The 25285-nt window shown below is 53.4% G+C and carries 25 protein-coding genes; 14 read left to right on the forward strand and 11 right to left on the reverse strand.

The genetic code is table 11. The annotated features are described in order from the left end of the window. The first annotated feature begins 55 nt into the window (after positions 1 to 55). Positions 56 to 340, forward strand: coding sequence for a DNA-binding transcriptional regulator SfsB (gene sfsB / locus BZK40_RS16120; RefSeq protein ID WP_003025035.1), 285 nt, complete (start codon positions 56 to 58; stop codon positions 338 to 340). 56 nt (positions 341 to 396) lie between these two features. Here sfsB and murA read toward each other — a convergent pair whose 3' ends face one another. From murA to mlaF, 7 genes are all read right to left on the reverse strand, one after another. Then, positions 397 to 1656, reverse strand: coding sequence for a UDP-N-acetylglucosamine 1-carboxyvinyltransferase (murA, locus tag BZK40_RS16125; protein WP_032945112.1), 1260 nt, complete (start codon positions 1654 to 1656; stop codon positions 397 to 399). A gap of 53 nt (positions 1657 to 1709) precedes the next feature. Continuing rightward, positions 1710 to 1964: a BolA family iron metabolism protein IbaG gene (ibaG, locus tag BZK40_RS16130; RefSeq protein WP_003025040.1), complete on the reverse strand. Its 255-nt coding sequence runs from the start codon at positions 1962 to 1964 to the stop codon at positions 1710 to 1712. Between the two features lie 169 nt (positions 1965 to 2133). Next, positions 2134 to 2427, reverse strand: a complete 294-nt coding sequence (gene mlaB, locus BZK40_RS16135; protein ID WP_071444702.1) for a lipid asymmetry maintenance protein MlaB — start codon at positions 2425 to 2427, stop codon at positions 2134 to 2136. Further along, positions 2427 to 3062, reverse strand: a complete 636-nt coding sequence (gene mlaC, locus BZK40_RS16140) for a phospholipid-binding protein MlaC (RefSeq protein WP_008785928.1) — start codon at positions 3060 to 3062, stop codon at positions 2427 to 2429. The genes mlaB and mlaC overlap by 1 nt, the downstream gene beginning before the upstream one ends. Before the next feature lie 18 nt (positions 3063 to 3080). Continuing rightward, complete coding sequence (gene mlaD / locus BZK40_RS16145; protein ID WP_003828747.1) at positions 3081 to 3638, reverse strand: outer membrane lipid asymmetry maintenance protein MlaD; 558 nt, start codon at positions 3636 to 3638, stop codon at positions 3081 to 3083. 4 nt (positions 3639 to 3642) lie between these two features. Then, entirely contained in the window at positions 3643 to 4425 is a 783-nt protein-coding gene (mlaE, locus tag BZK40_RS16150; RefSeq protein WP_003025053.1) for a lipid asymmetry maintenance ABC transporter permease subunit MlaE, read from the reverse strand. Between the two features lie 7 nt (positions 4426 to 4432). Then, positions 4433 to 5245: a phospholipid ABC transporter ATP-binding protein MlaF gene (mlaF, locus tag BZK40_RS16155; protein WP_079934955.1), complete on the reverse strand. Its 813-nt coding sequence runs from the start codon at positions 5243 to 5245 to the stop codon at positions 4433 to 4435. 215 nt (positions 5246 to 5460) lie between these two features. Between mlaF and BZK40_RS16160 the strand changes: the two genes are divergently transcribed. The 11 genes from BZK40_RS16160 to npr all read left to right on the forward strand — a co-directional run bounded on the left by BZK40_RS16160 (position 5461) and on the right by npr (position 13380). After that, positions 5461 to 6438, forward strand: coding sequence for a calcium/sodium antiporter (locus tag BZK40_RS16160; RefSeq protein WP_003828751.1), 978 nt, complete (start codon positions 5461 to 5463; stop codon positions 6436 to 6438). Between the two features lie 13 nt (positions 6439 to 6451). Next, the gene (kdsD, locus tag BZK40_RS16165; protein ID WP_003025063.1) at positions 6452 to 7438 is read left to right on the forward strand and encodes an arabinose-5-phosphate isomerase KdsD; all 987 of its coding nucleotides are present in this window, start codon (positions 6452 to 6454) and stop codon (positions 7436 to 7438) included. Between the two features lie 20 nt (positions 7439 to 7458). Continuing rightward, positions 7459 to 8025 (forward strand): 3-deoxy-manno-octulosonate-8-phosphatase KdsC, encoded by a 567-nt coding sequence (gene kdsC, locus BZK40_RS16170; protein WP_032945113.1) that lies wholly within the window; start codon positions 7459 to 7461, stop codon positions 8023 to 8025. Continuing rightward, on the forward strand, positions 8022 to 8597 hold the full coding sequence (gene lptC / locus BZK40_RS16175; protein ID WP_003828757.1) for an LPS export ABC transporter periplasmic protein LptC: 576 nt from the start codon (positions 8022 to 8024) through the stop codon (positions 8595 to 8597). Before kdsC ends, lptC begins: the two co-directional genes overlap by 4 nt. Then, positions 8566 to 9114 carry a lipopolysaccharide ABC transporter substrate-binding protein LptA gene (lptA, locus tag BZK40_RS16180; protein WP_003828759.1) on the forward strand — a complete coding sequence of 183 codons (549 nt, stop codon included), beginning with the start codon at positions 8566 to 8568 and terminating at the stop codon, positions 9112 to 9114. Before lptC ends, lptA begins: the two co-directional genes overlap by 32 nt. A 6-nt stretch (positions 9115 to 9120) precedes the next feature. Next, positions 9121 to 9846, forward strand: coding sequence for an LPS export ABC transporter ATP-binding protein (gene lptB / locus BZK40_RS16185; protein WP_003828761.1), 726 nt, complete (start codon positions 9121 to 9123; stop codon positions 9844 to 9846). Between the two features lie 46 nt (positions 9847 to 9892). After that, on the forward strand, positions 9893 to 11326 hold the full coding sequence (rpoN, locus tag BZK40_RS16190; protein ID WP_008785934.1) for an RNA polymerase factor sigma-54: 1434 nt from the start codon (positions 9893 to 9895) through the stop codon (positions 11324 to 11326). A gap of 22 nt (positions 11327 to 11348) precedes the next feature. Further along, positions 11349 to 11636, forward strand: a complete 288-nt coding sequence (gene hpf, locus BZK40_RS16195; protein WP_003025078.1) for a ribosome hibernation promoting factor — start codon at positions 11349 to 11351, stop codon at positions 11634 to 11636. An 83-nt stretch (positions 11637 to 11719) separates the two neighbouring features. After that, the gene (gene ptsN, locus BZK40_RS16200; protein WP_003025083.1) at positions 11720 to 12211 is read left to right on the forward strand and encodes a PTS IIA-like nitrogen regulatory protein PtsN; all 492 of its coding nucleotides are present in this window, start codon (positions 11720 to 11722) and stop codon (positions 12209 to 12211) included. A gap of 45 nt (positions 12212 to 12256) precedes the next feature. Further along, the gene (gene rapZ, locus BZK40_RS16205; protein WP_003025085.1) at positions 12257 to 13111 is read left to right on the forward strand and encodes an RNase adapter RapZ; all 855 of its coding nucleotides are present in this window, start codon (positions 12257 to 12259) and stop codon (positions 13109 to 13111) included. Beyond that, positions 13108 to 13380, forward strand: a complete 273-nt coding sequence (npr, locus tag BZK40_RS16210; RefSeq protein WP_003828770.1) for a PTS phosphocarrier protein NPr — start codon at positions 13108 to 13110, stop codon at positions 13378 to 13380. Before rapZ ends, npr begins: the two co-directional genes overlap by 4 nt. A 66-nt stretch (positions 13381 to 13446) precedes the next feature. Here the strand turns inward: npr and mtgA are convergent, their stop codons facing one another. From mtgA to mnmL, 4 genes are all read right to left on the reverse strand, one after another. After that, positions 13447 to 14166 carry a monofunctional biosynthetic peptidoglycan transglycosylase gene (mtgA, locus tag BZK40_RS16215; RefSeq protein ID WP_079934956.1) on the reverse strand — a complete coding sequence of 240 codons (720 nt, stop codon included), beginning with the start codon at positions 14164 to 14166 and terminating at the stop codon, positions 13447 to 13449. Further along, complete coding sequence (gene elbB, locus BZK40_RS16220) at positions 14163 to 14816, reverse strand: isoprenoid biosynthesis glyoxalase ElbB (protein ID WP_003828774.1); 654 nt, start codon at positions 14814 to 14816, stop codon at positions 14163 to 14165. The genes mtgA and elbB overlap by 4 nt, the downstream gene beginning before the upstream one ends. Positions 14817 to 15045: 229 nt before the next feature. Continuing rightward, on the reverse strand, positions 15046 to 17382 hold the full coding sequence (gene arcB / locus BZK40_RS16225) for an aerobic respiration two-component sensor histidine kinase ArcB (protein WP_020996355.1): 2337 nt from the start codon (positions 17380 to 17382) through the stop codon (positions 15046 to 15048). Positions 17383 to 17583: 201 nt separating this feature from the next. Then, positions 17584 to 18513, reverse strand: coding sequence for a tRNA modification radical SAM protein MnmL/YtqA (gene mnmL, locus BZK40_RS16230; protein WP_095533149.1), 930 nt, complete (start codon positions 18511 to 18513; stop codon positions 17584 to 17586). A 684-nt stretch (positions 18514 to 19197) separates the two neighbouring features. Here mnmL and gltB point away from each other — a divergent pair. Continuing rightward, positions 19198 to 23658 carry a glutamate synthase large subunit gene (gene gltB, locus BZK40_RS16240; RefSeq protein WP_020996357.1) on the forward strand — a complete coding sequence of 1487 codons (4461 nt, stop codon included), beginning with the start codon at positions 19198 to 19200 and terminating at the stop codon, positions 23656 to 23658. 12 nt (positions 23659 to 23670) lie between these two features. Then, entirely contained in the window at positions 23671 to 25089 is a 1419-nt protein-coding gene (locus BZK40_RS16245) for a glutamate synthase small subunit (protein ID WP_032945128.1), read from the forward strand. Positions 25090 to 25285 lie beyond the last annotated feature (196 nt).

Genomic DNA, 25285 nt, shown 5'->3' on the forward strand with positions numbered 1-25285 from the left:
GTCGGCACAACCGATCGTGAAACCGTAAGCCGTTAACCAAAGGAGAGATGAATTGATGGAAAGCAAGCTGATTGACTGGCATCCGGCCGACATCATCGCCGGACTGCGCAAGAAAGGGACCTCAATGGCCGCTGAATCACGTAAAAATGGATTGAGTTCATCAACGCTGGCCAATGCGTTAACGAGACCATGGCCAAAAGGTGAGTTGATTATCGCCCGGGCACTGGGAACTGACCCCTGGGTGATTTGGCCGTCACGCTATCACGATGCCAAAACGCATGAGTTCATCGACAGAACGCGGATGATGAGGAGTCGCAGAGAGAAAAAGAATCCGGAATGAACATTGAGCTGTAACCCCCGGCCAACTGAACTGGGGGTTACAAGAGACGTTGACGATTACTCGCCTTTCACGCGCTCAATGTTTGCGCCCAGCGCACGCAGTTTATCTTCGATGCGCTCATAGCCGCGATCGATGTGATAAATACGGTCGACTACCGTCGTACCTTCAGCAATACACCCTGCCAGCACCAGGCTTGCAGATGCGCGCAGATCGGTCGCCATAACCTGTGCGCCAGAGAGCGTTTCCACGCCGTGGCAAATCACGGTATTGCTTTCGATTTCTGCGTGAGCGCCCATACGGCTCAGCTCAGGCACGTGCATAAAGCGGTTCTCAAACACGGTTTCCGTGATGAAGCCGGTCCCTTCAGCTACCAGGTTCAGCAACGTGAACTGGGCCTGCATGTCGGTAGGGAATGCCGGATGCGGTGCAGTACGCACATTGACGGCTTTCGGACGTTTACCGTGCATATCAAGGCTGATCCAATCATCACCCACTTCAATATCCGCACCCGCATCACGCAGCTTCGCCAGAACGGCATCCAGCGTGTCCGGCTGTGCATTACGGCAGATAATTTTGCCGCGAGAAATTGCCGCCGCCACCAGGAAGGTACCGGTTTCGATACGATCTGGCAGAACGCGATAAACACCACCGCCAAGACGCTCAACGCCTTCGATGGTAATACGATCGGTGCCCTGACCCGTGATCTTCGCGCCCAGCGCAATCAGGAAGTTCGCGGTATCCACGATCTCCGGCTCGCGCGCGGCGTTTTCGATGATGGTAGTGCCTTCGGCAAGCGTTGCTGCGCACATGATGGTGACCGTCGCGCCGACGCTCACTTTGTCCATGACGATATGCGCGCCTTTCAGACGGCCCTCAACGGACGCCTTCACATAGCCTTCTTCCAGCTTAATAGTCGCGCCTAACTGCTCCAGGCCGGTAATGTGCAGGTCAACCGGACGTGCGCCGATGGTGCAGCCGCCCGGCAGTGAAACCTGGCCCTGACCAAAGCGGGCAACCAGCGGCCCGAGCGCCCAAATGGATGCACGCATGGTTTTCACCAGATCGTACGGCGCACAGAAGACGTTCACATCACGCGCATCGATGTGCACAGAACCATTACGCTCAACTTTCGCACCCAGCTGGCTCAGCAGCTTCATTGATGTGTCAACGTCCTTCAGTTTCGGGACGTTTTGGATCTCTACAGGTTCTTCAGCCAGCAGCGCCGCAAACAGGATCGGCAGTGCGGCGTTTTTAGCGCCTGAAATTGTGACTTCGCCCTGGAGCTTAGTTGGCCCCTGAACACGAAATTTATCCATTATTCTGTTCTCTGTTAAGAATTTATCTTCGCTACCGGCACATCACCCGTAGCTCAAAAACCGTTAAGTTTGCGATCGCGCGCCCATTCCGCTGGGGTAAACGCCTTAATCGACACGGCATGAATGCGGTTGTCCGCAATGTACTCCATCAACGGGCCATAGACCGATTGCTGCTTCTTGACCCGGCTCATGCCTTCAAACATCTCACCCACGGCAATAACCTGAAAGTGACTGCCGTCGCCAGAAACGTGGACTTCCTGGAGGGAGAGTGCATTCATCAGCACGCTCTGAATTTCATTATTTTCCATGGGCTCTTCATTCGTCAGATAGTGAAAACAGCCCAACATCTTAGAGCAAAGTGGCGCTGTCATAAATAAGCAAAAAGCCTCGCTGATAAATCAGACAAGGCTTTAGTGGCAGATCCCCCTCAGGGGTTTTGCCGGATAGCGGCACAAGACCTTATCCGGCCTGGAAAAATTAACGCGGAAGGACGTCGTCAGGCAGATTGTAAAGCTGCGCCAGCGTGTACACTTTATCGTTAACACCAGTGAGTGAAACGCTGTTTCCCTGCTGCTTGCCCTGATTAATCAGATGCAACAGTAACGCCAGACCGCCGGTATCTACCCGGGATACCTGGTTCAGGTCGATGCAGGACACCCCTTTCATCGCCTCAATTCGCGCATCCCATAATGGGTTTAACACGTCCTGATCCAGCTCCCCCACCAGCACCAGCTTGTCACCTTCACGCGACCAGGTGAGTGACTGCGTCATTATTTTTTCTCTTCCAGAGTGATTTTCTGCTGAGCAATAGATTTCAGCTGCGCCGTCAGGCCATCAATACCTTTGGTACGCAGCAGATCGCTCCACTCATTTTGTTTGGTGGTGATCATACTTACGCCTTCAGCAATCATGTCATAAGCCTGCCAGTTACCGGTCTGGGAGTTTTTACGCCACTGGAAATCCAAACGTACCGGAGGACGACCGTTTGGATCGATGATGGTTACGCGGATAGGCACGATGGTCGCATCACCCAGCGGTTGCTCTGGTGCAATTTCATAAGTCTGGCCATGGTACATCGCCAGAGCCTGGCCGTAGGCCTGCTTCAGATATTCACGAAATGCGGCAAAATAGGCTTCACGCTGAGCAGGGGTCGCATCTTTGTAGTAGCGACCCAGTACCAGCGCACCCGCATATTTAACCTGCACGTATGGCAACAGTTCCTGATCGACAACCTGGCGCAGGTAATCCGGGTTTGCGCGGATTTTAGGTTGTTCATTCTTCAGACGGTCAAATGTCTTCTGCGCCGCCTCATTCATCTGTTTGTACGGGTTCGTTTGGTCGGCTGCAGTAGCTGCGCTAAGCGGAGCAATCACCAGCATAGCCACCATCATCAATCGTTTAAACATACGTCGATTCTCCTGAGATTATTTCGTTGCGCCCGCAGGCGTAGTGGCTTCATTATTGCCGTCAGTTGCGGCTGGCGCATCGCCAGAATTCTTATTGTCATCACCTTTACTGTTGCTGTTGTAAAGGAACTGACCAATCATATCTTCCAGCACCATCGCGGATTTCGTGTCCTGAATCGTACCGCCATCTTTGAGGATAGACGTTCCCAGCTCAGGATCTTCAAAACCCACATTCAATGCCAGATACTGTTCGCCCAGCAGACCGGAAGTACGGATGCTCAGAGAACTGGTGTCAGGAATATGGTTAAAACGCGATTCGATTTCCAGCGTCACGCGCGGCAGGTACGTTTTCGGATCTAACGAGATGTCCGATACGCGTCCAACTACCACTCCGCCAATCCGCACCGGAGAACGCTCTCTCAGGCCGCCGATATTATCAAAGGTCGCATAAATCGTGTAAGTCGGCTCAGTACGCATTGAGGTAACGTTCGCCGCCTTCAGGCAAACAAACAGCGCTGCCAGCAGCGCAACCAACAGGAATAACCCGACCCAAATTTCATTTTTTTTCGTTTGCATGAACTCAATTCCCAAACATCAGTGCGGTCAGCACAAAATCCAGCCCCAGAACGGCAAGAGAGGCGTGCACAACGGTGCGTGTCGTTGCCCGGCTAATCCCGGCAGAGGTCGGGATCGCATCATAACCATTGAACAATGCAATCCAGGTGACCGTAATGGCGAACACCACGCTCTTAATCAGACAGTTAACCAGGTCCAGACGCCAGTCGACGGCATTTTGCATAGCCGACCAGAAGAAGCCTGCATCAATACCCTTCCAGCTTACGCCAACCAGTGAACCACCCCAGATACCCACTGCGACAAAAATAATCGTCAGCAACGGCAATGAAATGACGCCAGCCCAAAAACGTGGGGAAATCACCCGGCGCAGTGGATCGACGGCCATCATCTCCAGACTGGAAAGCTGTTCGGTCGCCCGCATCAGGCCAATTTCTGCGGTTAAGGCCGACCCGGCCCGCCCGGCAAACAGCAGCGCCGCAACAACCGGTCCCAACTCACGTAACAATGACAGTGCCACCAGCATACCGAGGCTGGTTTCCGCGCTGTAGGTGGTCAGCACCAGGTATCCCTGCAACCCCAGCACCATACCGATGAACACGCCAGAAACAATAATGATCAGCATCGATAAGACACCGACATTATAGAGCTGGCGTATCAGCAGCGGCGCATGTTTGCGAAACTCCGGCTTGCCGACAACCGCATTGAACAACATTAATCCGGCTCGCCCGAACGTCCTGAGGGTTTTTATTCCCCGATGTCCGAGTGATGCCAGCGCATTTAACAACATGGGTGGCTTAACTCCCTGTTTTGAGTAAATCGATGTGGTAGTCGCCCGCCGGGTAACGGAACGGAACCGGTCCATCGGCAATGCCGTCCAGGAACTGGCGTACGCGCGGATCGGCATTTTCTTGTAGTGCCTGAGCACTACCGTAGGCCACTATTTTTTTGTCCGCCATTATATAGGCGTAATCCGCAATACTCAGTACCTCAGGCACATCATGGGATACCACCACACAGGTGACGCCCAGCGCGCTGTTCAGTTCTGAAATCAGCTTTACAAGAACGCCCATGGTGATGGGATCCTGGCCGACGAACGGCTCATCAAACATGATGAGGTCTGGCTCCAGCGCGATAGCACGTGCTAACGCGGCGCGACGCGCCATCCCACCGGATAATTCAGAAGGCATTAATTTGGCCGCACCCCGCAGGCCGACGGCCTCGAGCTTCATCATCACCGTGCTCTTCAGCAACGGCGCTGGCAACGTCGTATGCTCGCGCAGAGGGTACGCGACGTTGTCAAACACATTCATGTCGGTAAATAGCGCACCAGACTGAAACAGCATACTCATGCGCTTACGCACGGTAAATAAACGCGAACGGGACATGGCCGAGACGTTCTCACCGTCAAACAGGATCTCGCCCTTATCCGGGGGGATCTGTCCGCCAATCAGACGCAACAGCGTCGTTTTGCCGATGCCTGATGGCCCCATGATCGCCGTCACCTTACCGCGCGGTACCGTCAGGGAAATATTATCAAAGATGCAGCGGTCACCCCGGGAAAAGCTGACATCGCGCATATCGACTAGATTCGCCACAGACTGCCCCATTGATTCATCCTTTACTATTGCCTCGTTGATCGAAGAGTTTGGCGCTCAATTTAGCCCTGAACTCAACATATTTACAGATTATTGCCTGTCCTGGTTAGCGAAAGCTGGCATTTGTTTTACTTTTTAGCCGCATAAAGTCAAAATTAAGACTTCGTTACGGCTTCCAGAAGATCCTTCAAGTGGACCGGCGAGTATACCTGAAGAAAGGACTTTAGATGCTTTTAGCGACGGCGCTGTTAATAATTGGTTTACTTCTGGTGGTCTACGGTGCCGACCGTCTGGTATTTGCCGCATCCATTTTATGTCGAAACTTCGGTATTCCTCCCATTATCATCGGAATGACCGTGGTCAGCATGGGTACATCGTTACCCGAGATAATTGTCTCCGTTGCCGCATCGATGAATGGGCAACTCGATCTGGCTGTCGGGACCGCCATCGGTTCTAACATCACCAACATTCTGCTTATTTTAGGCCTGTCGGCGCTGATTCATCCTTTTACCGTGCATTCTGATGTTCTGCGTCGTGAATTACCGCTAATGTTGCTGGTAAGTATTTTAGCTGCATCCGTCCTGTATGACGGGCAGTTAAGCCGCAGCGACGGTTTCTTTCTTCTGCTTCTGGCCGTGCTATGGCTGCTATTCATTGTTAAAATCGCCCGTCTGGCCGAGCGACAAGGCAATGACAGCCTGACACGTGAGCAGATAGCTGAGCTGCCGCGCGAAGGCGGATTACCGGTCGCATTTTTGTGGTTGGGCATTGCGCTGATTATCATGCCAATGGCAACACGTATGGTGGTGGACAACGCGACCGTACTGGCGAACTATTTCGCCATGAGCGAACTTACTATCGGGCTGACAGTGGTCGCCATTGGTACCAGCCTGCCGGAGCTGGCAACAGCGATTGCGGGTCTGCGTAAAGGTGAAAATGATATTGCCGTCGGTAACATTATCGGCGCAAACATTTTTAATATCGTTATCGTCCTCGGGCTACCGGCGCTGATTACGCCGGGTGAAGTCAATCCGATGGCCTTCACCCGTGACTATAGCGTCATGCTGCTGGTGAGCGTGATTTTTGCACTACTCTGCTGGCGACGTCCGCGCCAGATTGGTCGCGGCGCAGGTGCGCTGCTGACCGGCGGTTTTATCATATGGCTGGCGATGCTGTATTGGTTATCGCCACTTCTCGTTGGATAACTGGAAACGCATTATGTCGCACTTAGAGTTGCAACCGGGTTTTGACTTTCAGCAAGCAGGCAAGGAAGTCCTGGCAATTGAACGTGAAGGCCTGGCGGAGCTTGATCAGTACATCAACCAAAATTTTACCCTCGCATGCGAGAAAATATTCAGCTGCCCGGGCAAAGTGGTGGTGATGGGAATGGGGAAATCCGGCCATATCGGGCGGAAAATGGCAGCCACATTTGCCAGCACCGGCACCCCCTCATTTTTTGTACACCCAGGCGAAGCCGCACATGGCGATCTGGGTATGGTCTCGCCGCAGGATGTGGTCATCGCCATCTCTAACTCCGGTGAATCCAATGAGATAGCGGCGCTGATCCCGGTATTAAAACGTCTTCATGTACCGCTTATTTGCATGACCGGTCGTCCTGAAAGCAGTATGGCGCGTGCGGCAGATGTGCATCTGTGTGTTAAAGTGCCCAAGGAAGCTTGTCCGTTAGGCCTGGCGCCGACCAGCAGTACGACAGCAACACTGGTGATGGGCGATGCCCTAGCGGTGGCATTATTAAAAGCGCGCGGCTTTACCGCGGAAGATTTTGCGTTGTCTCATCCCGGTGGCGCACTGGGCCGTAAGCTTTTACTGCGCGTTAACGATATTATGCATACGGGCGACGAGATCCCGCATGTGACCAAAAACGCCAGCCTGCGTGACGCCTTAATTGAGATCACGCGTAAAAATCTCGGCATGACCGTCATTTGCGATGATGCCATGAAGATTGACGGTATTTTCACCGATGGCGATTTACGTCGTGTCTTCGATATGGGCGTTGATGTACGCCAGTTAGGCATTGCCGATGTGATGACCCCTGGAGGCATTCGCGTGCGTCCGGGTATTCTTGCCGTCGATGCCCTGAACTTAATGCAGTCCCGCCATATCACCTCGGTAATGGTTGCTGATGGCGACCAATTACTCGGTGTGTTACATATGCATGATCTGCTGCGTGCAGGTGTAGTGTAAGAAACTCAAGGATAACGAAAATGAGTAAAGCAGGTGCGTCGCTTGCGACCTGTTATGGACCCGTCAGCGCAGACGTTATCACCCGGGCAGAAAACATCCGTTTGCTGATCCTGGATGTGGATGGCGTACTGTCTGATGGTCTGATTTATATGGGCAACAACGGTGAAGAGCTGAAGGCTTTTAACGTCCGTGATGGTTACGGAATTCGCTGTGCGCTCACTTCCGGTATTGAGGTTGCCATTATTACCGGACGAAAGGCTAAACTTGTAGAAGATCGCTGTGCCACTTTGGGGATCACCCACCTGTATCAGGGGCAGTCAGACAAACTGGTTGCCTTTGGCGATCTCCTTAGCAAACTGGCGATCGCGCCGGAGAATGTCGCCTACGTTGGCGATGACCTGATCGACTGGCCGGTGATGGCTAAAGTGGGATTAAGCGTCGCGGTGGCAGATGCCCACCCTTTGCTGATCCCGCGAGCTGATTATGTCACCCACATTGATGGGGGACGTGGCGCTGTGCGTGAAGTCTGCGATTTATTACTCCTGGCGCAGGGCAAACTGGACGAGGCCAAAGGGCAATCGATATGAGCAAAACCAGACGTTGGGTTATCATTCTACTGTCGCTGGCTGTCCTTGTGATGATTGGTATTAATCTGGCAGACAAAGATGACACCGCTCAGGTCGTCGTCAATAACAACGAGCCAACCTATAAGAGCGAACATACTGATACCGTCGTGTATAGTCCGGAAGGCGCGCTGAGCTATCACTTGATCGCACAACACGTTGAATATTATTCGGAACAAGCGGTTTCGTGGTTTACTCAACCAGTATTAACCACGTTTGATAAGGATAAAGTACCGACCTGGACGATCAAGGCCGACAAAGCCAAATTGACCAACGATCGGATGCTGTATCTGTACGGCCATGTTGAGGTTAACGCCCTGGTGCCTGACTCTCAACTACGCAGAATTACGACCGATAACGCGCAGATTAACCTGGTGACACAAGACGTCACTTCCGATGATCTGGTGACGTTGTATGGCACAACATTTAACTCCAGCGGACTGAAGATGCGCGGCAACTTACGCAGCAAGAACGCCGAGCTGATTGAAAAGGTTAGAACCTCATATGAAATCCAAAACAAACAAACTCAGCCTTAATCTTGTACTTGCCAGCTCACTTCTGGCCGCCAGCATTCCGGCATTTGCCGTCACCGGCGATACCGAGCAGCCGATTCACATTGAATCGGACCAGCAGTCCCTGGATATGCAGGGCAACGTGGTGACGTTTACTGGCAACGTGATTGTGACTCAGGGCACCATCAAAATTAACGCCGATAAAGTCGTCGTGACCCGTCCTGGCGGTGAAGACGGCAAAGAAGTGATTGATGGCTATGGCAATCCAGCGACGTTTTACCAGATGCAGGACAACGGTAAACCGGTTAAAGGCCACGCCTCTCAGATGCACTATGAACTGGCGAAAGACTTTGTCGTTCTCACCGGCAAGGCGTATCTGGAACAGCTCGATAGCAACATCACGGGCGATAAGATCACTTATCTGGTAAAAGAGCAGAAAATGCAGGCCTTCAGCGATAAAGGCAAACGCGTCACCACCGTTCTGGTTCCGTCGCAGTTGCAGGACAAAAACAAGGCTCCGGCAGAGAAAAAAGGTAACTGATTCGTTATGGCAACATTAACTGCAAAGAACCTTGCAAAAGCCTATAAAGGCCGTCGTGTGGTTGAAGATGTCAGTCTGACCGTCAACTCCGGGGAGATCGTCGGTCTGCTCGGTCCTAACGGTGCAGGCAAGACAACAACCTTTTACATGGTAGTCGGCATTGTCCCGCGCGATGCGGGCAACATTATCATTGATGACGAAGACATCAGTCTGCTGCCTCTGCATGCGCGCGCGCGTCGCGGCATCGGCTACTTACCGCAGGAAGCGTCTATTTTCCGTCGCCTGAGCGTGTTTGATAACCTGATGGCGGTGCTGCAAATTCGTGACGATCTGACCAGCGAGCAGCGGGAAGATCGCGCCAACGAGCTGATGGAAGAATTCCACATCGAGCACCTGCGTGACAGCTTAGGTCAGTCGCTCTCCGGTGGTGAACGACGCCGCGTGGAGATCGCTCGCGCACTGGCCGCTAATCCGAAATTTATCCTGCTGGATGAACCGTTTGCCGGTGTTGACCCGATTTCTGTTATTGATATTAAACGGATCATCGAACACCTGCGCGACAGCGGCCTTGGCGTGCTGATTACCGACCACAACGTCCGCGAAACGCTGGCAGTGTGTGAGCGCGCCTATATCGTAAGTCAAGGACACCTGATCGCGCACGGCACGCCAACAGAAATACTGCAGGATGAGCACGTTAAGCGCGTATACCTTGGGGAAGACTTCAGACTCTGATAGGGTAGAAGACTTCACGTCACTGCAGGAGAAAACAACTCTGAACATGAAGCAAGGTTTGCAACTCAGGCTTAGCCAACAACTGGCGATGACGCCTCAGCTACAACAGGCTATCCGTCTGTTGCAGCTGTCCACGCTGGAACTTCAGCAAGAACTTCAGCAAGCGCTGGAAAGTAACCCACTGCTAGAGCAAACCGATCTTCACGACGAAATTGATACCCAGGAAAAACAGGACAGCGAAACCCTCGACACCGCAGATGCACTCGAACAAAAAGAGATGCCTGAGGAGTTACCGCTTGACGCCAGTTGGGATGAAATATACACCGCCGGGACGCCTTCGGGCACCAGCGGGGATTACATCGACGACGAACTGCCTGTGTATCAGGGTGAGACCACGCAATCACTACAGGATTACCTGATGTGGCAAGTGGAACTGACCCCGTTCTCGGATACCGATCGCGCCATTGCGACATCCATTGTGGATGCGGTAGACGAAACCGGTTATCTCACCGTGACCCTGGACGATATTCTCGAAAGCATGGGCGATGACGACGTCGGTATGGACGAAATCGAAGCCGTGCTTAAACGCGTTCAGCGCTTTGATCCCGTTGGCGTGGCCGCCAAAGATCTCCGTGACTGCTTACTGATCCAACTTTCGCAGTTTGATAAAGCCACGCCGTGGCTGGAAGAAGCGCGTCTGATCATCAGCGATCACCTCGATCTGTTAGCCAACCATGACTTCCGCACCCTGATGCGCGTGACCCGGCTGAAAGAAGACGTGCTGAAAGAAGCCGTCAATCTTATTCAGTCGCTGGATCCAAGACCTGGACAATCGATCCAGACCGGCGAGCCGGAGTACGTTATTCCGGATGTGCTGGTGCGTAAGCATAACGATCGCTGGGTGGTCGAACTCAACGGCGACAGCATTCCGCGCTTACAGATTAACCAGCACTACGCCGCGATGTGCAATAGCGCGCGCAACGATGCCGACAGCCAGTTTATTCGTAGCAATCTGCAAGATGCGAAGTGGCTGATTAAAAGCCTGGAAAGCCGCAATGATACGTTGCTGCGCGTCAGCCGCTGCATCGTTGAGCAGCAGCAAGCTTTCTTTGAGCAAGGCGAAGAGTATATGAAACCGATGGTGCTGGCGGATATCGCCCAGGCCGTCGAGATGCACGAATCGACCATTTCCCGTGTGACCACGCAAAAGTATCTGCACAGTCCGCGCGGCATTTTTGAATTGAAGTATTTCTTTTCCAGTCACGTTAACACTGAAGGCGGAGGTGAAGCCTCATCCACAGCTATCCGTGCGCTGGTGAAGAAATTAATTGCTGCGGAAAACCCCGCGAAACCGCTGAGTGACAGCAAGTTAACCTCTATGCTGTCAGAACAGGGTATCATGGTGGCACGCCGCACCGTTGCGAAGTACCGAGAGTCTTTATCCATTCCGCCGTCTAACCAGCGCAAACAGCTGGTGTGACCCAACCGATAAGGAAGACACTATGCAGCTCAACATCACTGGAAACAACGTCGAAATCACCGAAGCCCTGCGCGATTTTGTGAATACAAAATTTGCCAAGCTCGAACAATATTTCGACCGGATTAATCAGGTCTATATTGTGTTGAAAGTGGAGAAGGTTACACATATCTCGGATGCAACACTGCATGTGAACGGTGGCGAAATTCATGCCAGCGCGGAAGGTCAGGATATGTACGCCGCCATTGACGGTTTAATTGATAAACTGGCTCGGCAGTTAACAAAACATAAAGATAAACTGAAACAGCACTAACTTGTCCGGGCAGTTAGCGGGTGCAGGACGGCCTGTTGTGTAGCACAACGGGCCATTTGTACAGTTAGCGCTTAGGTGAAATTATGACAAATAACGATACGACTCTACAACTGAGCACTGTTCTTAACCAGGAATGTACACGCGCAGGCGTTCACTGCCAAAGCAAAAAACGCGCACTGGAAATCATCAGCGAACTTGCGGCAAAACAGCTTAGCTTGCCTTCTCAGGTGGTATTTGAAGCCATTCTGACGCGTGAAAAAATGGGCAGTACCGGCATCGGTAATGGTATTGCTATCCCGCACGGAAAGCTGGAAGAAGACACGATGCGCGCGGTTGGTGTGTTTGTTCAACTCGAAACACCCATCGCCTTCGACGCCATTGATAATCAACCTGTCGATCTGCTTTTCGCCCTGCTGGTCCCGGCAGACCAAACCAAGACGCATTTGCATACGTTGTCACTGGTCGCAAAACGTCTGGCAGATAAAACCATCTGTCGTCGTCTGCGCGCCGCGCAGAGTGACCAGGAGTTGTATCAAATCATCACGGACACCGAAGGTGGACAGGATGAAGCATAACAACCCAATGGCATCCTTTTTTGTCGTTGTGAGGAGAAACAGTACATGGTACTGATGATCGTCAGCGGCCGTTCAGGGTCAGGTAAATCTGTCGCCCTGCGTGCGCTGGAAGATATGGGTTTTTACTGCGTGGATAACCTTCCCGTAGTGCTGTTGCCCGATCTGGCTCGTACACTGGCCGATCGCCAGATTTCTGCGGCCGTCAGCATTGATGTGCGCAACATGCCTGAGTCCCCGGAAATTTTTGAGCAGGCAATGAATAATCTGCCTGAGGGTTTCTCACCACAGCTGCTGTTCCTTGATGCAGACCGTAACACGCTGATTCGTCGCTACAGCGACACGCGCCGTTTACACCCGCTCTCCAGCAAGAACTTGTCTCTGGAAAGCGCTATCGATAAGGAAAGCGATTTGCTGGAGCCACTGCGCTCTCGCGCTGACCTGATCGTTGATACCTCCGAAATGTCCGTACACGAACTGGCGGAAATGTTACGTACCCGACTGCTGGGTAAACGTGAACGTGAATTGACGATGGTATTCGAATCCTTTGGTTTCAAACACGGTATCCCGATTGATGCGGATTACGTCTTTGACGTGCGCTTTCTGCCTAACCCACACTGGGATCCGAAGCTGCGCCCAATGACCGGTCTTGACCGCCCCGTCGCCGCATTCCTCGACAGGCACACAGAAGTACACAATTTTATCTACCAGACTCGCAGCTATCTTGAGCTATGGTTACCCATGCTGGAGACCAACAACCGTAGCTACCTTACCGTAGCCATCGGCTGTACCGGCGGGAAACACCGTTCGGTGTATATTGCAGAGCAGCTGGCAGACTACTTCCGCTCACGCGGTAAAAACGTGCAGTCACGCCATCGTACGCTGGAAAAACGTAAATCATGACCGTGAAGCAAACCGTTGAAATCACCAATAAGCTGGGCATGCATGCCCGCCCAGCGATGAAACTGTTTGAATTGATGCAGGGTTTCGAAGCAGAAGTTTTGCTGCGCAATGATGAAGGAACGGAAGCCGAGGCCAACAGCGTTATCGCTCTGCTGATGCTGGATTCAGCCAAAGGGCGTCAGATAGAAGTCGAAGCCACGGGACCACAGGAAGTAGAAGCCCTGGCCGCAGTGATTGCCCTGTTTAATTCAGGGTTTGATGAAGATTAATCGAGTACACAGAACGTAGCCAGTAGGCCGGATAAGGCGTTTACGCCGCATCCGGCAATAACTACGCTAATACAGCTTATTTTCCCGCATAAACGACTCACCACCTAACTGGCGCATTTGGCGCATAATCCAGGCCTGGCGGTTACGCACATAACCAGAAGGCGCATTCGTCTTAAAACGCAAAGGATTGGGCAATACTGCCGCCAGCAAGGCCGCTTCAGACAGGCTCAACCGACTGGCCGGTTTATGAAAATACCGTTGCGCCGCCGCCTCCACGCCAAATATCCCATCGCCAAACTCGGCGATATTCAAATAGACGGTCAGAATACGTTTCTTACTCCAGACGGTTTCCATACCCAGCGTTAGCCCGGCTTCGAGACCTTTACGCACCCAGCTACGTCCATCCCACAAAAAGAGGTTTTTCGCCGTCTGTTGCGATAACGTTGACGCCCCGCGAATGCGGTTTTCATTGCGTTCATTGTGCGCCAGCGCTTTCTCTATGGCGGTGACGTCAAACCCCCAGTGGTCTGGAAACTTCTGGTCCTCCGCAGCAATCACCGCCAGCCCCATCCACGGTGAGATCTCATCCATACTCACCCAGTCCGAGTGCGCCACATAGCCGAAATCACCGGACAGCCATGCGCCCAGCTGTCGCTCGACCATTACCGCCGAGAAAGGCACAGGCATCACGCTGAAAAGTGCAATGCCCCCGCCCCAGAATACGGCGAGGACAACCACCGCCCGCAGAAAAATACGTCGCAGAAAGGCGGTTACTCCTTTTCTCATTCAGTCAGCACCAGCACACGCGATACCAGTTTATCGATGCCACTCGCAGCCTGAGCGATGTCCTGCGCCAGCATATAGGCAGGCGTGGTGACGATTTTGTTGTCTTCATCGACGACAATATCATCAACCGGACAAGGCACATGCTCAGCGCCCATCTCTTCCAGCACCTCTGCCGTGTCGATATCAGTGCCGATGGTCAGACGCAGCGGGAAGTCAAAAATTTTAGGTAACATGGCAGGCGCAATGCACATAAACCCCAACGGCTTACCCGCCTGATGCATGGCCACCGCCAGCGCGGCTAAATCGCTGTCAACCCGGCATTCGCTGCCCTGACTGGCAAAATTGCTCAGATTTTTGGCCGCACCAAACCCACCCGGCACGATCAACGCATCCAGTTCCGATGAGACTGCCTGCGCAAGTGGGCGAATATCGCCACGTGTGATACGCGCGGCTTCAATCAGCACATTGCGAGTTTCCAGCATCGGCTCGCCGGTCAGATGATTAATCACATCCGCTTGTTGTTTATCAGGTGCGAAACAGACTGCCTGAGCGCCGTTGCGGGCAATGGCCAGAAGCGTGAGAACAGTTTCATGGATCTCTGCACCGTCATACACGCCGCATCCGCTGAGCACTACACCCACTTTTTTCATCGTAATACTCCTTTCTCAACTGGCTGAAACATATTAGTTATTATGATTTAAATGCTACGCTTCACACATTTAACTGATTCATGTAACAAATTATTTAAGATTTGCTATCTTAACTGCGTGCGGCCTGAAAATTAGGGCTGCGCCCTTGTAAACAATGATAATAATTTACGGCGCAGCCACGATTTCCCTGGTGTTGGCGCAGTATTCGCGCACCCCGGTCAAGCCGGGGTCATTTTTTTTCCACACTCGCCACCCAGGCTTTTAATACTGCCACGTCGTGTTGCCACTCCTGCTTCATCTCTTCAATCCATTCAGCAACGTTATCTTCCCAGGCAGGAAGATCCGGCGACTGGATTTGCTGACCTAGCTGTTGCAGGTGACGCAGCCCCACTGAACCTGCTGCGCCTTTAATTTTATGGCCTTCCTCAACAACACCTTTTTTATCCCGTGCCGTCAGGTTGGACTCCAGCACGCTCAAATATCCCGGCATCATCTTCTCAAACACCGCCAGCCCGTCGGTAATTAACTTCGGTCCCACCAGCTCGAGGTATTGTTCCAACATAGGAATATCTAACAGCGCTTGCGATTTACTGCTTTCTTCAGATGTCACAGTGCTCTCCTCTTCGTTTCGGGTATCCCAGTATTTTTTGATCATGGCGGTTAGCGCCGGAACCGACAGCGGCTTACTCAGCACGTCGTCCATGCCTGCGTCCAGATACTCTTTTTTATCTTTCAGTACGTTGGCGGTGAGTGCAACCAGCGGTGGCAGATCTTCACGGGCGTATTTTTGCGTGAGCTCCCGCGAGATATCCAGACCGGTCATATCCGGTAGCTGAATATCCAACAGCACCAGGTCATATTCACCCGGCGTAAACATTTCCAGCGCGGCTTTCCCGGTCATCGCGACATCCACGCTGTTGCCTAATTTTTCCAGCACGGAGCGCGCAACAATAACGTTCAGCTCAATGTCTTCTACCAGCAGCACATTCAGGGCTGGCAGCGGCATTTCATCGTCTTCAAAAGCATCTTCAATCTCTTCCGCTACCGCGGGGGCATGCACGGTTAGCGTAAAGATGGACCCTTTTCCTGCCTGGCTGGAAACCGTAATGTCACCGCCCATGTTTTTCGCCAGACGCTTCGACACGGCCAAACCAATCCCTGTCCCCGTTGCCGGTTTACCGCCGTTACTGTCCTTCACCTGATAATACATAGCGAAGATTTTATCCTGCTCATCCTGCGGAATGCCGATGCCAGAATCTTCAACTTCGAAATGCAGCATATTCCCCTGGTCATAGCGCGCCCGCACGGTCACCTGCCCCTGCTGGGTAAACTTCACGGCGTTGCTGATCAGATTCCACAGGATCTGACGCAGACGCGTTCCGTCGGTAATGACCTTATGCGGCAGCGGTAACGTCGGCTCAAGCACAAAACGCAGCCCCTTTTGCTGCGCCTGTAGGCCAGAGAGGTTTTCCAGATCCGCCATAAAACTGGTGAAATCGATCGGCTGGTTATCGAGCTGGACTTTACGTCGCTCCATCTTATCCATGTCGATAATATCGTTGAAAATATTCCCCAGCGTCACAGCAGAGACGTGGATTGTTTTAAGGTATTTTTCCTGCTCCGCAGTCAGATCCGTATCCAGCAGGATCCGGCTTAAGCCGACAATGCCGTTAAGCGGGGTGCGCAACTCGTGGCTGATGGTAGAAATAAAGGTGGTCTTATCGCGGCTGGCGCGCTCAAGCGCATCCTGATAACGCTTACGCTCGGTAATATCGCGCCCAAAGCCCATCAGACCATGTCGCTTACCTACGCGGTCATAGTAAGGCACTTTGCGAATTTCAAAGCAGGCTTTGCGCCCGTCCGGGTAGTCCAGCCACTGTTCGTAGGTGAGCGAAACATTATGGCGGAACACCTTCTCGTCGGTCTCAATCACCTTTTCAGCCGCTTCAGGAGAGTAAACGTCAGCCGGTTTTAAGTTCACCAGCTGCTTTTCGCTTTTGCCAGTCAGCAGCTCCATAGCACGGTTACAGCCGGAAAACTCCTTATCTTCATTGCGATAAAAAACCAGATCCGGCGAGGCATCAAGGAAAGAGCGTAAAAAGGAAGACTGTTGCTCAAGCTGGATCTGCGCCTCTTCGCGCTCTTTGATTTCAACCTTCAGTTGCTCGAATGTTTCCTGGCGCTCTGCTTCGGCTTTTTCACGCTCAACAATTTCCTGATTGAGCTGGGCAATATTATCTTTCAGCTGCACATTGAGCTTGAGATCGCGCTCGCGCATCTCTTCCAGCTTTTGTACCAGTCGTGACAGGCGTTGCCGGGACTCCTCAAGTTGCTCCACCACCACAGACAAGAAATAGACGGCCCAGGGGGTAATTAACAGACCAAAAAAGATAGAACGGATGACATCAATGCTTTCTACCTGGCCATGCAGCACCATGGTGACAGCCATCTGCACCACAATTGCCAACACGACCAGAGCCAGCGCCAACAGCAGCGAAAAGCGCACCAGACCTAACTTCATCATCAGGTCGACGTAATATTGCGCCAGCATACGGATTTGCTTCATAGAGGGTTCCTTCACGACAACTTGGCACAATAATACTCAATTCTCAGCGTGACGTTGAAGATTGTGCAAGAAATGCGGAGGTTATCGGTGAAATGACCGCGGAGAGGCCATCGTAGGCCTGATAAGCAACGCGCCATCAGGCAATGTGCGCCGGGCCGCCTGATGGCGCTTCGCTTATCAGGCCTACATGACTACGGAGAGTTAGTTCTCAGGCAGCACCCATGGCGTACCGAGCGCCGAGCCTTGCACACCGTACTTGTTAAGGTACTTATCCAGTTCGACCATGCCGGTCCAGCGGTTTTCACACCATAGCGGTGCCAACAGCGTTGGGCGACGCGCGCTGGCGGAAATTCGATGATAAATCACCTCTGGCGGCGTATGACGGATCATCTCTCCGGCGGTAACCGTATAGTCGTCCAGTTCAATTCCGTTCAGCCGCCCGGCTTCCCAGGCTTTCGCCATCGTACTGCCTTTCACAATATGCAGCGGGTGCAGCTTAATACCGTCAACACCCGTCTCCACTACACGTTCCATGGTTTGCAGGCATTCTGCCTGCCCTTCTCCCGGCAGACCGACAATCAGGTGCGAGCACACTTTCAGCCCACGCTCGCGTGCCAGTCGCGTAGTGCGTTGGTAGCAGGCAAAATCATGGCCGCGGTTAATACGATGCAGGGTTTTGTCATGCGCAGTTTGCAAACCGAGTTCCAGCCATACCTCATAGCCGAGGTCTTTATACTCGCAAAGCAGATCGAGTACCGCATCCGGCACGCAGTCGGGGCGCGTCCCAACGCATAACCCGACGATACTGGCCTGGCTAACAGCCTGCTGATACATCGAACGCAGCACCTGCACTTCAGCAAAGGTGCTGGTATAGGCCTGGAAATAGGCCAGATAGCGTTTCGCGCGATTGACCAGATGCGCCTGATGCTCAAGCTGCTTGGCAATAGAATGGTGCTGCTGTGCTTCATCGGCAAACGAGGCAACATTGCAGAAAGTACATCCACCACGTCCGATGGTGCCATCACGATTTGGACAGCTAAAGCCGCCGTGAAGCGTGAGTTTATGAACCTTTTGCCCATAACGGCGAGAAAGATCCCCACCAAACATATTGACTAATTTCTGTAACTGCATAATCTGGTAGACCGCGCCTTGAAAAGAGGCCAAAGCCTGCCATTTTTTGCCCCAGTCGGCGATGACCTGGATCAATCGCCCTGGCGTGCCTTTATTCATTGCATAACAAATCAAAATAATCGAAATTTCATTCATTCAAAATGAAATTACTTTTCCTTATATCCGACTGTTTTTTTTATCTTCTTATACTCTCAGCATAAAAACAGTATCTTTAAGACGCCAAAACTCTAAAAACCAGCATAAAATGCCAAGCATAGCGATAAACAAAGGGAGGTCGGGGGATATACAGCCTTTCTGACAGTGAGACAGATCACACTTCGCTCTCCATTCTCCTTGCGTTAAATCAATGTAAAAAAGCCTTAAATTTCAACATATTCATAAAGTTAATCGCCCTATAGCACATTTTTGCATAAATAAGATTGCCATTTGACCTGTGTGTGGATTCCCGATAACGTGGAAATCCGCTGGAAGCTTTCTGGATGAGCAGTCTGCTCATCATATTTATGCAGTAATTGAGATTCCCTCTGAAGCAAGTCCTCAAACTTGTTTGACCTATGCGAAAAGGATAAAGAGGGCGAATGCGAGGTAAGCGTATGACACGCAAACCCCGTCGCCATGCTCTTGGTGTGCCCGTGCGCAACGGTCCAGATGGGAATCCCGCAGAGCCTGGGGAGGTTCACTGATATGTTGTACGATAAATCCCTTGAGAGGGATAACTGTGGTTTCGGCCTGATCGCCCACATAGAAGGCGAACCTAGCCACAAGGTAGTGCGTACCGCCATACACGCACTGGCCCGCATGCAGCACCGTGGCGCAATTCTGGCCGATGGTAAAACCGGCGATGGTTGCGGTTTGCTGTTACAAAAACCTGACCGCTTTTTCCGCATCGTGGCGCAAGAGCGCGGCTGGCGTTTAGCTAAAAACTACGCCGTCGGCATGATCTTTTTAAATAAAGACGCTGAACTGGCTGCGGCTTCTCGTCGCATTGTCGAAGAAGAATTACAGCAGGAGACCCTGTCGATTGTCGGCTGGCGCGACGTGCCGACCAACGAAGGTGTTCTCGGTGAAATCGCCCTCTCCTCCCTGCCTCGTATCGAGCAAATTTTTGTCAACGCCCCTGCGGGCTGGCGTCCGCGTGATATGGAGCGTCGCCTGTTCATCGCGCGCCGTCGCATCGAAAAACGCCTCCAGGACGATAAAGACTTCTACGTCTGTAGCTTGTCGAACCTGGTCAATATCTATAAAGGTCTGTGTATGCCGGCGGATCTGCCGCGCTTTTACCTGGATCTGGCGGATCTGCGTCTGGAATCGGCCATCTGCCTGTTCCACCAGCGCTTCTCCACCAATACCGTACCGCGCTGGCCGCTGGCGCAACCGTTCCGCTACCTGGCGCATAACGGTGAAATCAACACCATCACCGGCAACCGCCAGTGGGCACGCGCACGTACCTATAAATTCCAGACGCCACTGATCCCAGACCTGCACGACGCCGCACCGTTCGTTAACGAAACCGGCTCCGACTCCAGCTCAATGGATAACATGCTGGAACTGCTGCTGGCTGGCGGGATGGACATTATCCGTGCCATGCGTTTACTGGTGCCGCCGGCCTGGCAGAACAACCCGGATATGGACCCGGAGCTGCGCGCGTTCTTTGACTTTAACTCCATGCACATGGAGCCGTGGGATGGCCCGGCGGGCATTGTTATGTCCGACGGCCGTTTTGCCGCCTGTAACCTTGACCGTAACGGCCTGCGTCCGGCGCGCTACGTCATCACCAAAGACAAGCTGATTACCTGTGCCTCTGAAGTTGGGATCTGGGATTATCAGCCGGATGAAGTCGTCGAGAAAGGTCGCGTCGGCCCTGGCGAGCTGATGGTTATCGATACCCGCAGCGGGCGCATTCTGCACTCCGCCGAAACCGATGACGATCTGAAAAGCCGCCATCCGTACAAAGAGTGGATGGAGAAGAACGTCCGCCGTCTGGTGCCGTTCGAAGACCTCGCAGACGATCAGGTCGGCAGCCGCGAACTGGACGATGACACGCTCGCCAGCTATCAGAAACAGTTTAACTACAGTGCCGAAGAGCTGGATTCCGTGATCCGCGTGCTCGGTGAAAACGGTCAGGAAGCGGTCGGCTCAATGGGTGATGATACCCCGTTTGCGGTGCTCTCAAGCCAGCCACGCATCATTTATGACTACTTCCGCCAGCAGTTCGCGCAGGTGACTAACCCGCCGATCGACCCGCTGCGTGAAGCGCATGTTATGTCGCTGGCCACCAGCATCGGTCGTGAGATGAACGTCTTCTGCGAAGCCGAAGGTCAGGCACACCGCCTGAGCTTTAAATCGCCGATCCTGCTGTACTCCGATTTCACCCAGCTCACCACCATGAAAGAGGAGCATTACCGCGCCGACCGCCTGGATATCACTTTCGACGTGACCGAAACCACGCTCGAAGAGACCGTCAAAGCATTGTGCGATAAGGCGGAACAGATGGTGCGTAACGGTACGGTGCTGCTGGTGCTCTCTGACCGTAACATCGCGAAAAACCGCCTGCCGGTTCCGGCACCGATGGCCGTAGGCGCAGTGCAAACGCGTCTGGTAGAACAAAGCCTGCGTTGCGACGCCAACATCATCGTTGAAACCGCCAGTGCCCGCGACCCGCACCATTTTGCTGTCCTGCTTGGCTTTGGCGCGACGGCCATTTATCCGTATCTCGCGTATGAAACGCTGGGACGACTGATCGACACTCAGGCGATTGCCAAAGATTACCGGACCGTGATGCTGAACTACCGTAACGGCATCAACAAAGGTCTGTACAAAATCATGTCCAAAATGGGCATCTCGACCATTGCCTCTTACCGCTGCTCGAAGCTGTTTGAAGCCGTTGGTCTGCACGATGATGTCGTGGCGCTGTGCTTCCAGGGCGTGGTCAGCCGCATCAGCGGCGCAGGGTTTAGCGACTTCCAGCAGGATCTGCTGAACCTCTCCAAACATGCATGGCTGGCACGTAAACCTATCAGCCAGGGCGGTTTGCTCAAATACGTCCACGGCGGCGAATACCATGCCTACAACCCGGACGTGGTGCGCACGCTGCAACAGGCGGTACAAAGCGGCGAGTACAGCGACTATCAGGAATATGCCAAGCTGGTCAATGAGCGTCCGGCGGCCACGCTGCGCGATCTACTGGCGATTACGCCTGGCGATGAAGCCGTAAGCATTAGCGAAGTAGAACCCGCGACCGAACTGTTTAAACGCTTTGATACCGCAGCTATGTCCATCGGCGCATTAAGCCCCGAAGCACACGAAGCGTTGGCCGAAGCCATGAACAGCATCGGCGGCAACTCGAACTCCGGTGAAGGCGGTGAAGACCCGGCGCGCTATGGCACCAATAAAGTGTCGCGCATTAAGCAGGTTGCTTCCGGACGCTTTGGCGTAACCCCGGCGTATCTGGTCAACGCCGATGTCATCCAGATTAAAGTCGCTCAGGGCGCGAAACCTGGCGAAGGCGGTCAGTTACCGGGTGATAAAGTCACCCCGTACATCGCCAAACTGCGCTATTCGGTACCGGGCGTGACGCTGATCTCCCCGCCGCCGCACCACGATATCTACTCTATCGAGGACTTAGCGCAGCTGATTTTCGACCTCAAACAGGTCAACCCGAAAGCGATGATCTCCGTGAAGCTGGTTTCCGAACCAGGCGTTGGCACCATCGCCACAGGCGTGGCGAAAGCCTATGCGGATCTGATCACCATTGCCGGCTACGATGGCGGTACCGGCGCAAGCCCGCTCTCCTCGGTGAAATATGCGGGCTGCCCGTGGGAACTCGGTCTGGTGGAAACCCAGCAGGCGCTGGTCGCTAACGGTCTGCGTCACAAGATTCGTCTGCAGGTTGATGGCGGTCTGAAAACCGGTGTCGATATCATTAAAGCGGCGATTCTGGGTGCGGAAAGCTTCGGCTTCGGTACCGGTCCAATGGTGGCGCTGGGCTGTAAATACCTGCGTATTTGCCACCTGAACAACTGCGCAACCGGCGTGGCGACTCAGGATGACAAACTGCGTAAGAATCACTATCACGGCCTGCCGTTCAAAGTGACTAACTACTTTGAATTTATCGCCCGCGAAGTCCGTGAGCTGATGGCGCAACTGGGTGTGAAGCGTCTGGTGGATCTGATTGGTCGTACCGACCTGCTCAAAGAGCTGGAAGGGTTTACCGCCAAGCAGCAGAAACTGGAACTGTCTCGTCTGCTGGAAACCGCCGAACCGCATCCGGGTAAAGCGCTGCATTGCACCGAGAACAACCCGCCGTTTGATAACGGCGTGCTGAACGCTCAGTTGTTACAGCAAGCGAAACCGTTTGTCGACGAGCGCCAGAGTAAAACCTTCTGGTTCGATATCCGCAACACCGACCGTTCCGTTGGCGCGTCGCTGTCGGGCTATATCGCGCAAACGCATGGCGATCAGGGGCTGGCGTCTGACCCAATCAAAGCGCACTTCAGCGGTACCGCAGGCCAGAGCTTCGGCGTGTGGAACGCGGGCGGCGTGGAGTTGTATCTGACCGGTGATGCCAACGACTATGTCGGTAAAGGTATGGCGGGCGGTCTGCTGGCAGTTCGTCCTCCGGTTGGCTCTGCTTTCCGTAGCCATGAGGCGAGCATCATTGGTAACACCTGTCTGTATGGCGCCACCGGTGGCCGCCTGTTTGCCGCGGGTCGTGCAGGTGAGCGCTTTGCAGTACGTAACTCCGGCGCAATCACCGTGGTTGAAGGTATTGGCGACAACGGCTGCGAATATATGACCGGCGGCATCGTCTGTATTCTCGGAAAAACGGGCGTCAACTTCGGAGCGGGTATGACGGGTGGATTCGCCTACGTGCTCGACGAAGACGGTGAGTTCCGCAAACGCGTGAACCCGGAACTGGTAGAAGTGCTGAACGTGGACTCGCTGGCTATCCACGAGGAACACCTGCGCGGTTTGATTACCGAGCACGTACAGCATACCGGCTCTTCACACGGCGAAGAGATCCTGGCTAACTGGCCAGCATTCTCGGCGAAATTCGCGCTGGTAAAACCAAAATCCAGTGATGTGAAAGCACTGTTGGGTCACCGTAGTCGTAGCGCAGCAGAGCTGCGTGTGCAGGCGCAGTAAGGGGTAGCAGCAATGAGTCAGAACGTATACCAATTTATCGACCTGCAGCGCGTTGATCCGCCTAAGAAGCCGCTGAAGATCCGTAAGATCGAGTTTATCGAGATCTACGAGCCGTTTTCCGAAGGCCAGGCCAAAGCACAGGCAGACCGCTGCCTGTCCTGCGGTAACCCGTACTGCGAGTGGAAGTGTCCGGTGCATAACTACATCCCGAACTGGCTGAAACTGGCGAACGAGGGGCGTATTTTTGAAGCGGCAGAACTGTCGCACCAGACCAACACTCTGCCGGAAGTCTGTGGCCGCGTGTGCCCGCAGGATCGTCTGTGTGAAGGATCCTGTACGCTGAACGATGAGTTCGGCGCGGTGACTATCGGTAACATCGAGCGCTATATCAACGATAAAGCATTCGAAATGGGCTGGCGCCCGGATATGACTGGCGTGCGTCAAACCGACAAGCGCGTGGCGATCATCGGTGCCGGTCCGGCAGGCCTGGCCTGTGCTGATGTGCTGACCCGCAACGGCGTGAAGGCGGTGGTATTTGACCGCCACCCGGAAATCGGCGGTCTGCTGACCTTCGGTATTCCAGCCTTCAAACTGGAAAAAGAGGTGATGACCCGCCGTCGTGAAATCTTCACCGATATGGGCATTGAGTTCAAATTGAACGTGGAAGTGGGCCGCGATGTACAGCTTGACGATCTGCTGAAAGATTATGACGCCGTGTTCCTTGGCGTAGGTACCTATCAGTCGATGCGCGGTGGGCTGGAAAACGAAGACGCTTCCGGTGTGTTTGATGCCCTGCCGTTCCTGATCGCCAATACCAAACAGTTGATGGGCTTTGGCGAAAGCAGCGACGAGCCGTACATCAGCATGGAAGGCAAACGCGTCGTCGTTCTCGGCGGTGGCGATACCGCGATGGACTGCGTGCGGACCTCGGTTCGCCAGAACGCAGCACATGTCATCTGCGCTTATCGTCGTGACGAAGAGAACATGCCGGGTTCCAAACGCGAAGTGAAAAATGCGCGTGAAGAAGGCGTCGAATTCCAGTTCAACGTCCAGCCTTTAGGCGTGGAAGTGAACGCCAACGGTAAGGTATGCGGTGTGAAAATGGCGCGTACCGAAATGGGTGAACCGGATGCGAAGGGCCGTCGCCGTGCGGAGATCGTCGCCGGTTCCGAACACGTTGTTCCGGCAGATGCGGTGGTACTGGCGTTTGGCTTCCGTCCGCACAGTATGGAGTGGCTGGCAAAACACAGCGTCGAACTGGATTCTCAGGGCCGCATTATTGCTCCAGAGCGCAGCGACAACGCCTTCCAGACCAGCAACCCGAAAATCTTCGCCGGTGGCGACATCGTGCGCGGTTCGGATCTGGTAGTCACCGCGATTGCCGAAGGTCGTAAAGCGGCAGACGGTATCCTGAACTACCTGGAAGTGTAATACAGCCTCTTAAGGCATCTCATCTGCCCGGGTGGGTGAGATGCCAAATTCCTGCCGCAATACCGCCAAACCTGCCGATTAAGCCAGTCTGACAACACGTTTAGTAAACAGGGCAAATAACCTTAACACCCCAAACAGATCAATAGCATGAATAATAACCATGTAAAAATCAGACGAAAACGTTTGCTTTACGTTG

Source organism: Citrobacter portucalensis, assembly GCF_002042885.1.
Taxonomy (GTDB): Bacteria; Pseudomonadota; Gammaproteobacteria; order Enterobacterales; family Enterobacteriaceae; genus Citrobacter; species Citrobacter portucalensis.

Bases quoted from the DNA above. Each gene is read 5' to 3' on its own strand.
- sfsB (WP_003025035.1), top strand. From the start codon at position 56: ATGGAAAGCAAGCTGATTGACTGGCATCCGGCCGACATCATCGCCGGA.
- murA (WP_032945112.1), bottom strand. From the start codon at position 1,656: ATGGATAAATTTCGTGTTCAGGGGCCAACTAAGCTCCAGGGCGAAGTC.
- ibaG (WP_003025040.1), bottom strand. From the start codon at position 1,964: ATGGAAAATAATGAAATTCAGAGCGTGCTGATGAATGCACTCTCCCTC.
- mlaB (WP_071444702.1), bottom strand. From the start codon at position 2,427: ATGACGCAGTCACTCACCTGGTCGCGTGAAGGTGACAAGCTGGTGCTG.
- mlaC (WP_008785928.1), bottom strand. From the start codon at position 3,062: ATGTTTAAACGATTGATGATGGTGGCTATGCTGGTGATTGCTCCGCTT.
- mlaD (WP_003828747.1), bottom strand. From the start codon at position 3,638: ATGCAAACGAAAAAAAATGAAATTTGGGTCGGGTTATTCCTGTTGGTT.
- mlaE (WP_003025053.1), bottom strand. From the start codon at position 4,425: ATGTTGTTAAATGCGCTGGCATCACTCGGACATCGGGGAATAAAAACC.
- mlaF (WP_079934955.1), bottom strand. From the start codon at position 5,245: ATGGGGCAGTCTGTGGCGAATCTAGTCGATATGCGCGATGTCAGCTTT.
- BZK40_RS16160 (WP_003828751.1), top strand. From the start codon at position 5,461: ATGCTTTTAGCGACGGCGCTGTTAATAATTGGTTTACTTCTGGTGGTC.
- kdsD (WP_003025063.1), top strand. From the start codon at position 6,452: ATGTCGCACTTAGAGTTGCAACCGGGTTTTGACTTTCAGCAAGCAGGC.
- kdsC (WP_032945113.1), top strand. From the start codon at position 7,459: ATGAGTAAAGCAGGTGCGTCGCTTGCGACCTGTTATGGACCCGTCAGC.
- lptC (WP_003828757.1), top strand. From the start codon at position 8,022: ATGAGCAAAACCAGACGTTGGGTTATCATTCTACTGTCGCTGGCTGTC.
- lptA (WP_003828759.1), top strand. From the start codon at position 8,566: ATGAAATCCAAAACAAACAAACTCAGCCTTAATCTTGTACTTGCCAGC.
- lptB (WP_003828761.1), top strand. From the start codon at position 9,121: ATGGCAACATTAACTGCAAAGAACCTTGCAAAAGCCTATAAAGGCCGT.
- rpoN (WP_008785934.1), top strand. From the start codon at position 9,893: ATGAAGCAAGGTTTGCAACTCAGGCTTAGCCAACAACTGGCGATGACG.
- hpf (WP_003025078.1), top strand. From the start codon at position 11,349: ATGCAGCTCAACATCACTGGAAACAACGTCGAAATCACCGAAGCCCTG.
- ptsN (WP_003025083.1), top strand. From the start codon at position 11,720: ATGACAAATAACGATACGACTCTACAACTGAGCACTGTTCTTAACCAG.
- rapZ (WP_003025085.1), top strand. From the start codon at position 12,257: ATGGTACTGATGATCGTCAGCGGCCGTTCAGGGTCAGGTAAATCTGTC.
- npr (WP_003828770.1), top strand. From the start codon at position 13,108: ATGACCGTGAAGCAAACCGTTGAAATCACCAATAAGCTGGGCATGCAT.
- mtgA (WP_079934956.1), bottom strand. From the start codon at position 14,166: ATGAGAAAAGGAGTAACCGCCTTTCTGCGACGTATTTTTCTGCGGGCG.
- elbB (WP_003828774.1), bottom strand. From the start codon at position 14,816: ATGAAAAAAGTGGGTGTAGTGCTCAGCGGATGCGGCGTGTATGACGGT.
- arcB (WP_020996355.1), bottom strand. From the start codon at position 17,382: ATGAAGCAAATCCGTATGCTGGCGCAATATTACGTCGACCTGATGATG.
- mnmL (WP_095533149.1), bottom strand. From the start codon at position 18,513: ATGCAGTTACAGAAATTAGTCAATATGTTTGGTGGGGATCTTTCTCGC.
- gltB (WP_020996357.1), top strand. From the start codon at position 19,198: ATGTTGTACGATAAATCCCTTGAGAGGGATAACTGTGGTTTCGGCCTG.
- BZK40_RS16245 (WP_032945128.1), top strand. From the start codon at position 23,671: ATGAGTCAGAACGTATACCAATTTATCGACCTGCAGCGCGTTGATCCG.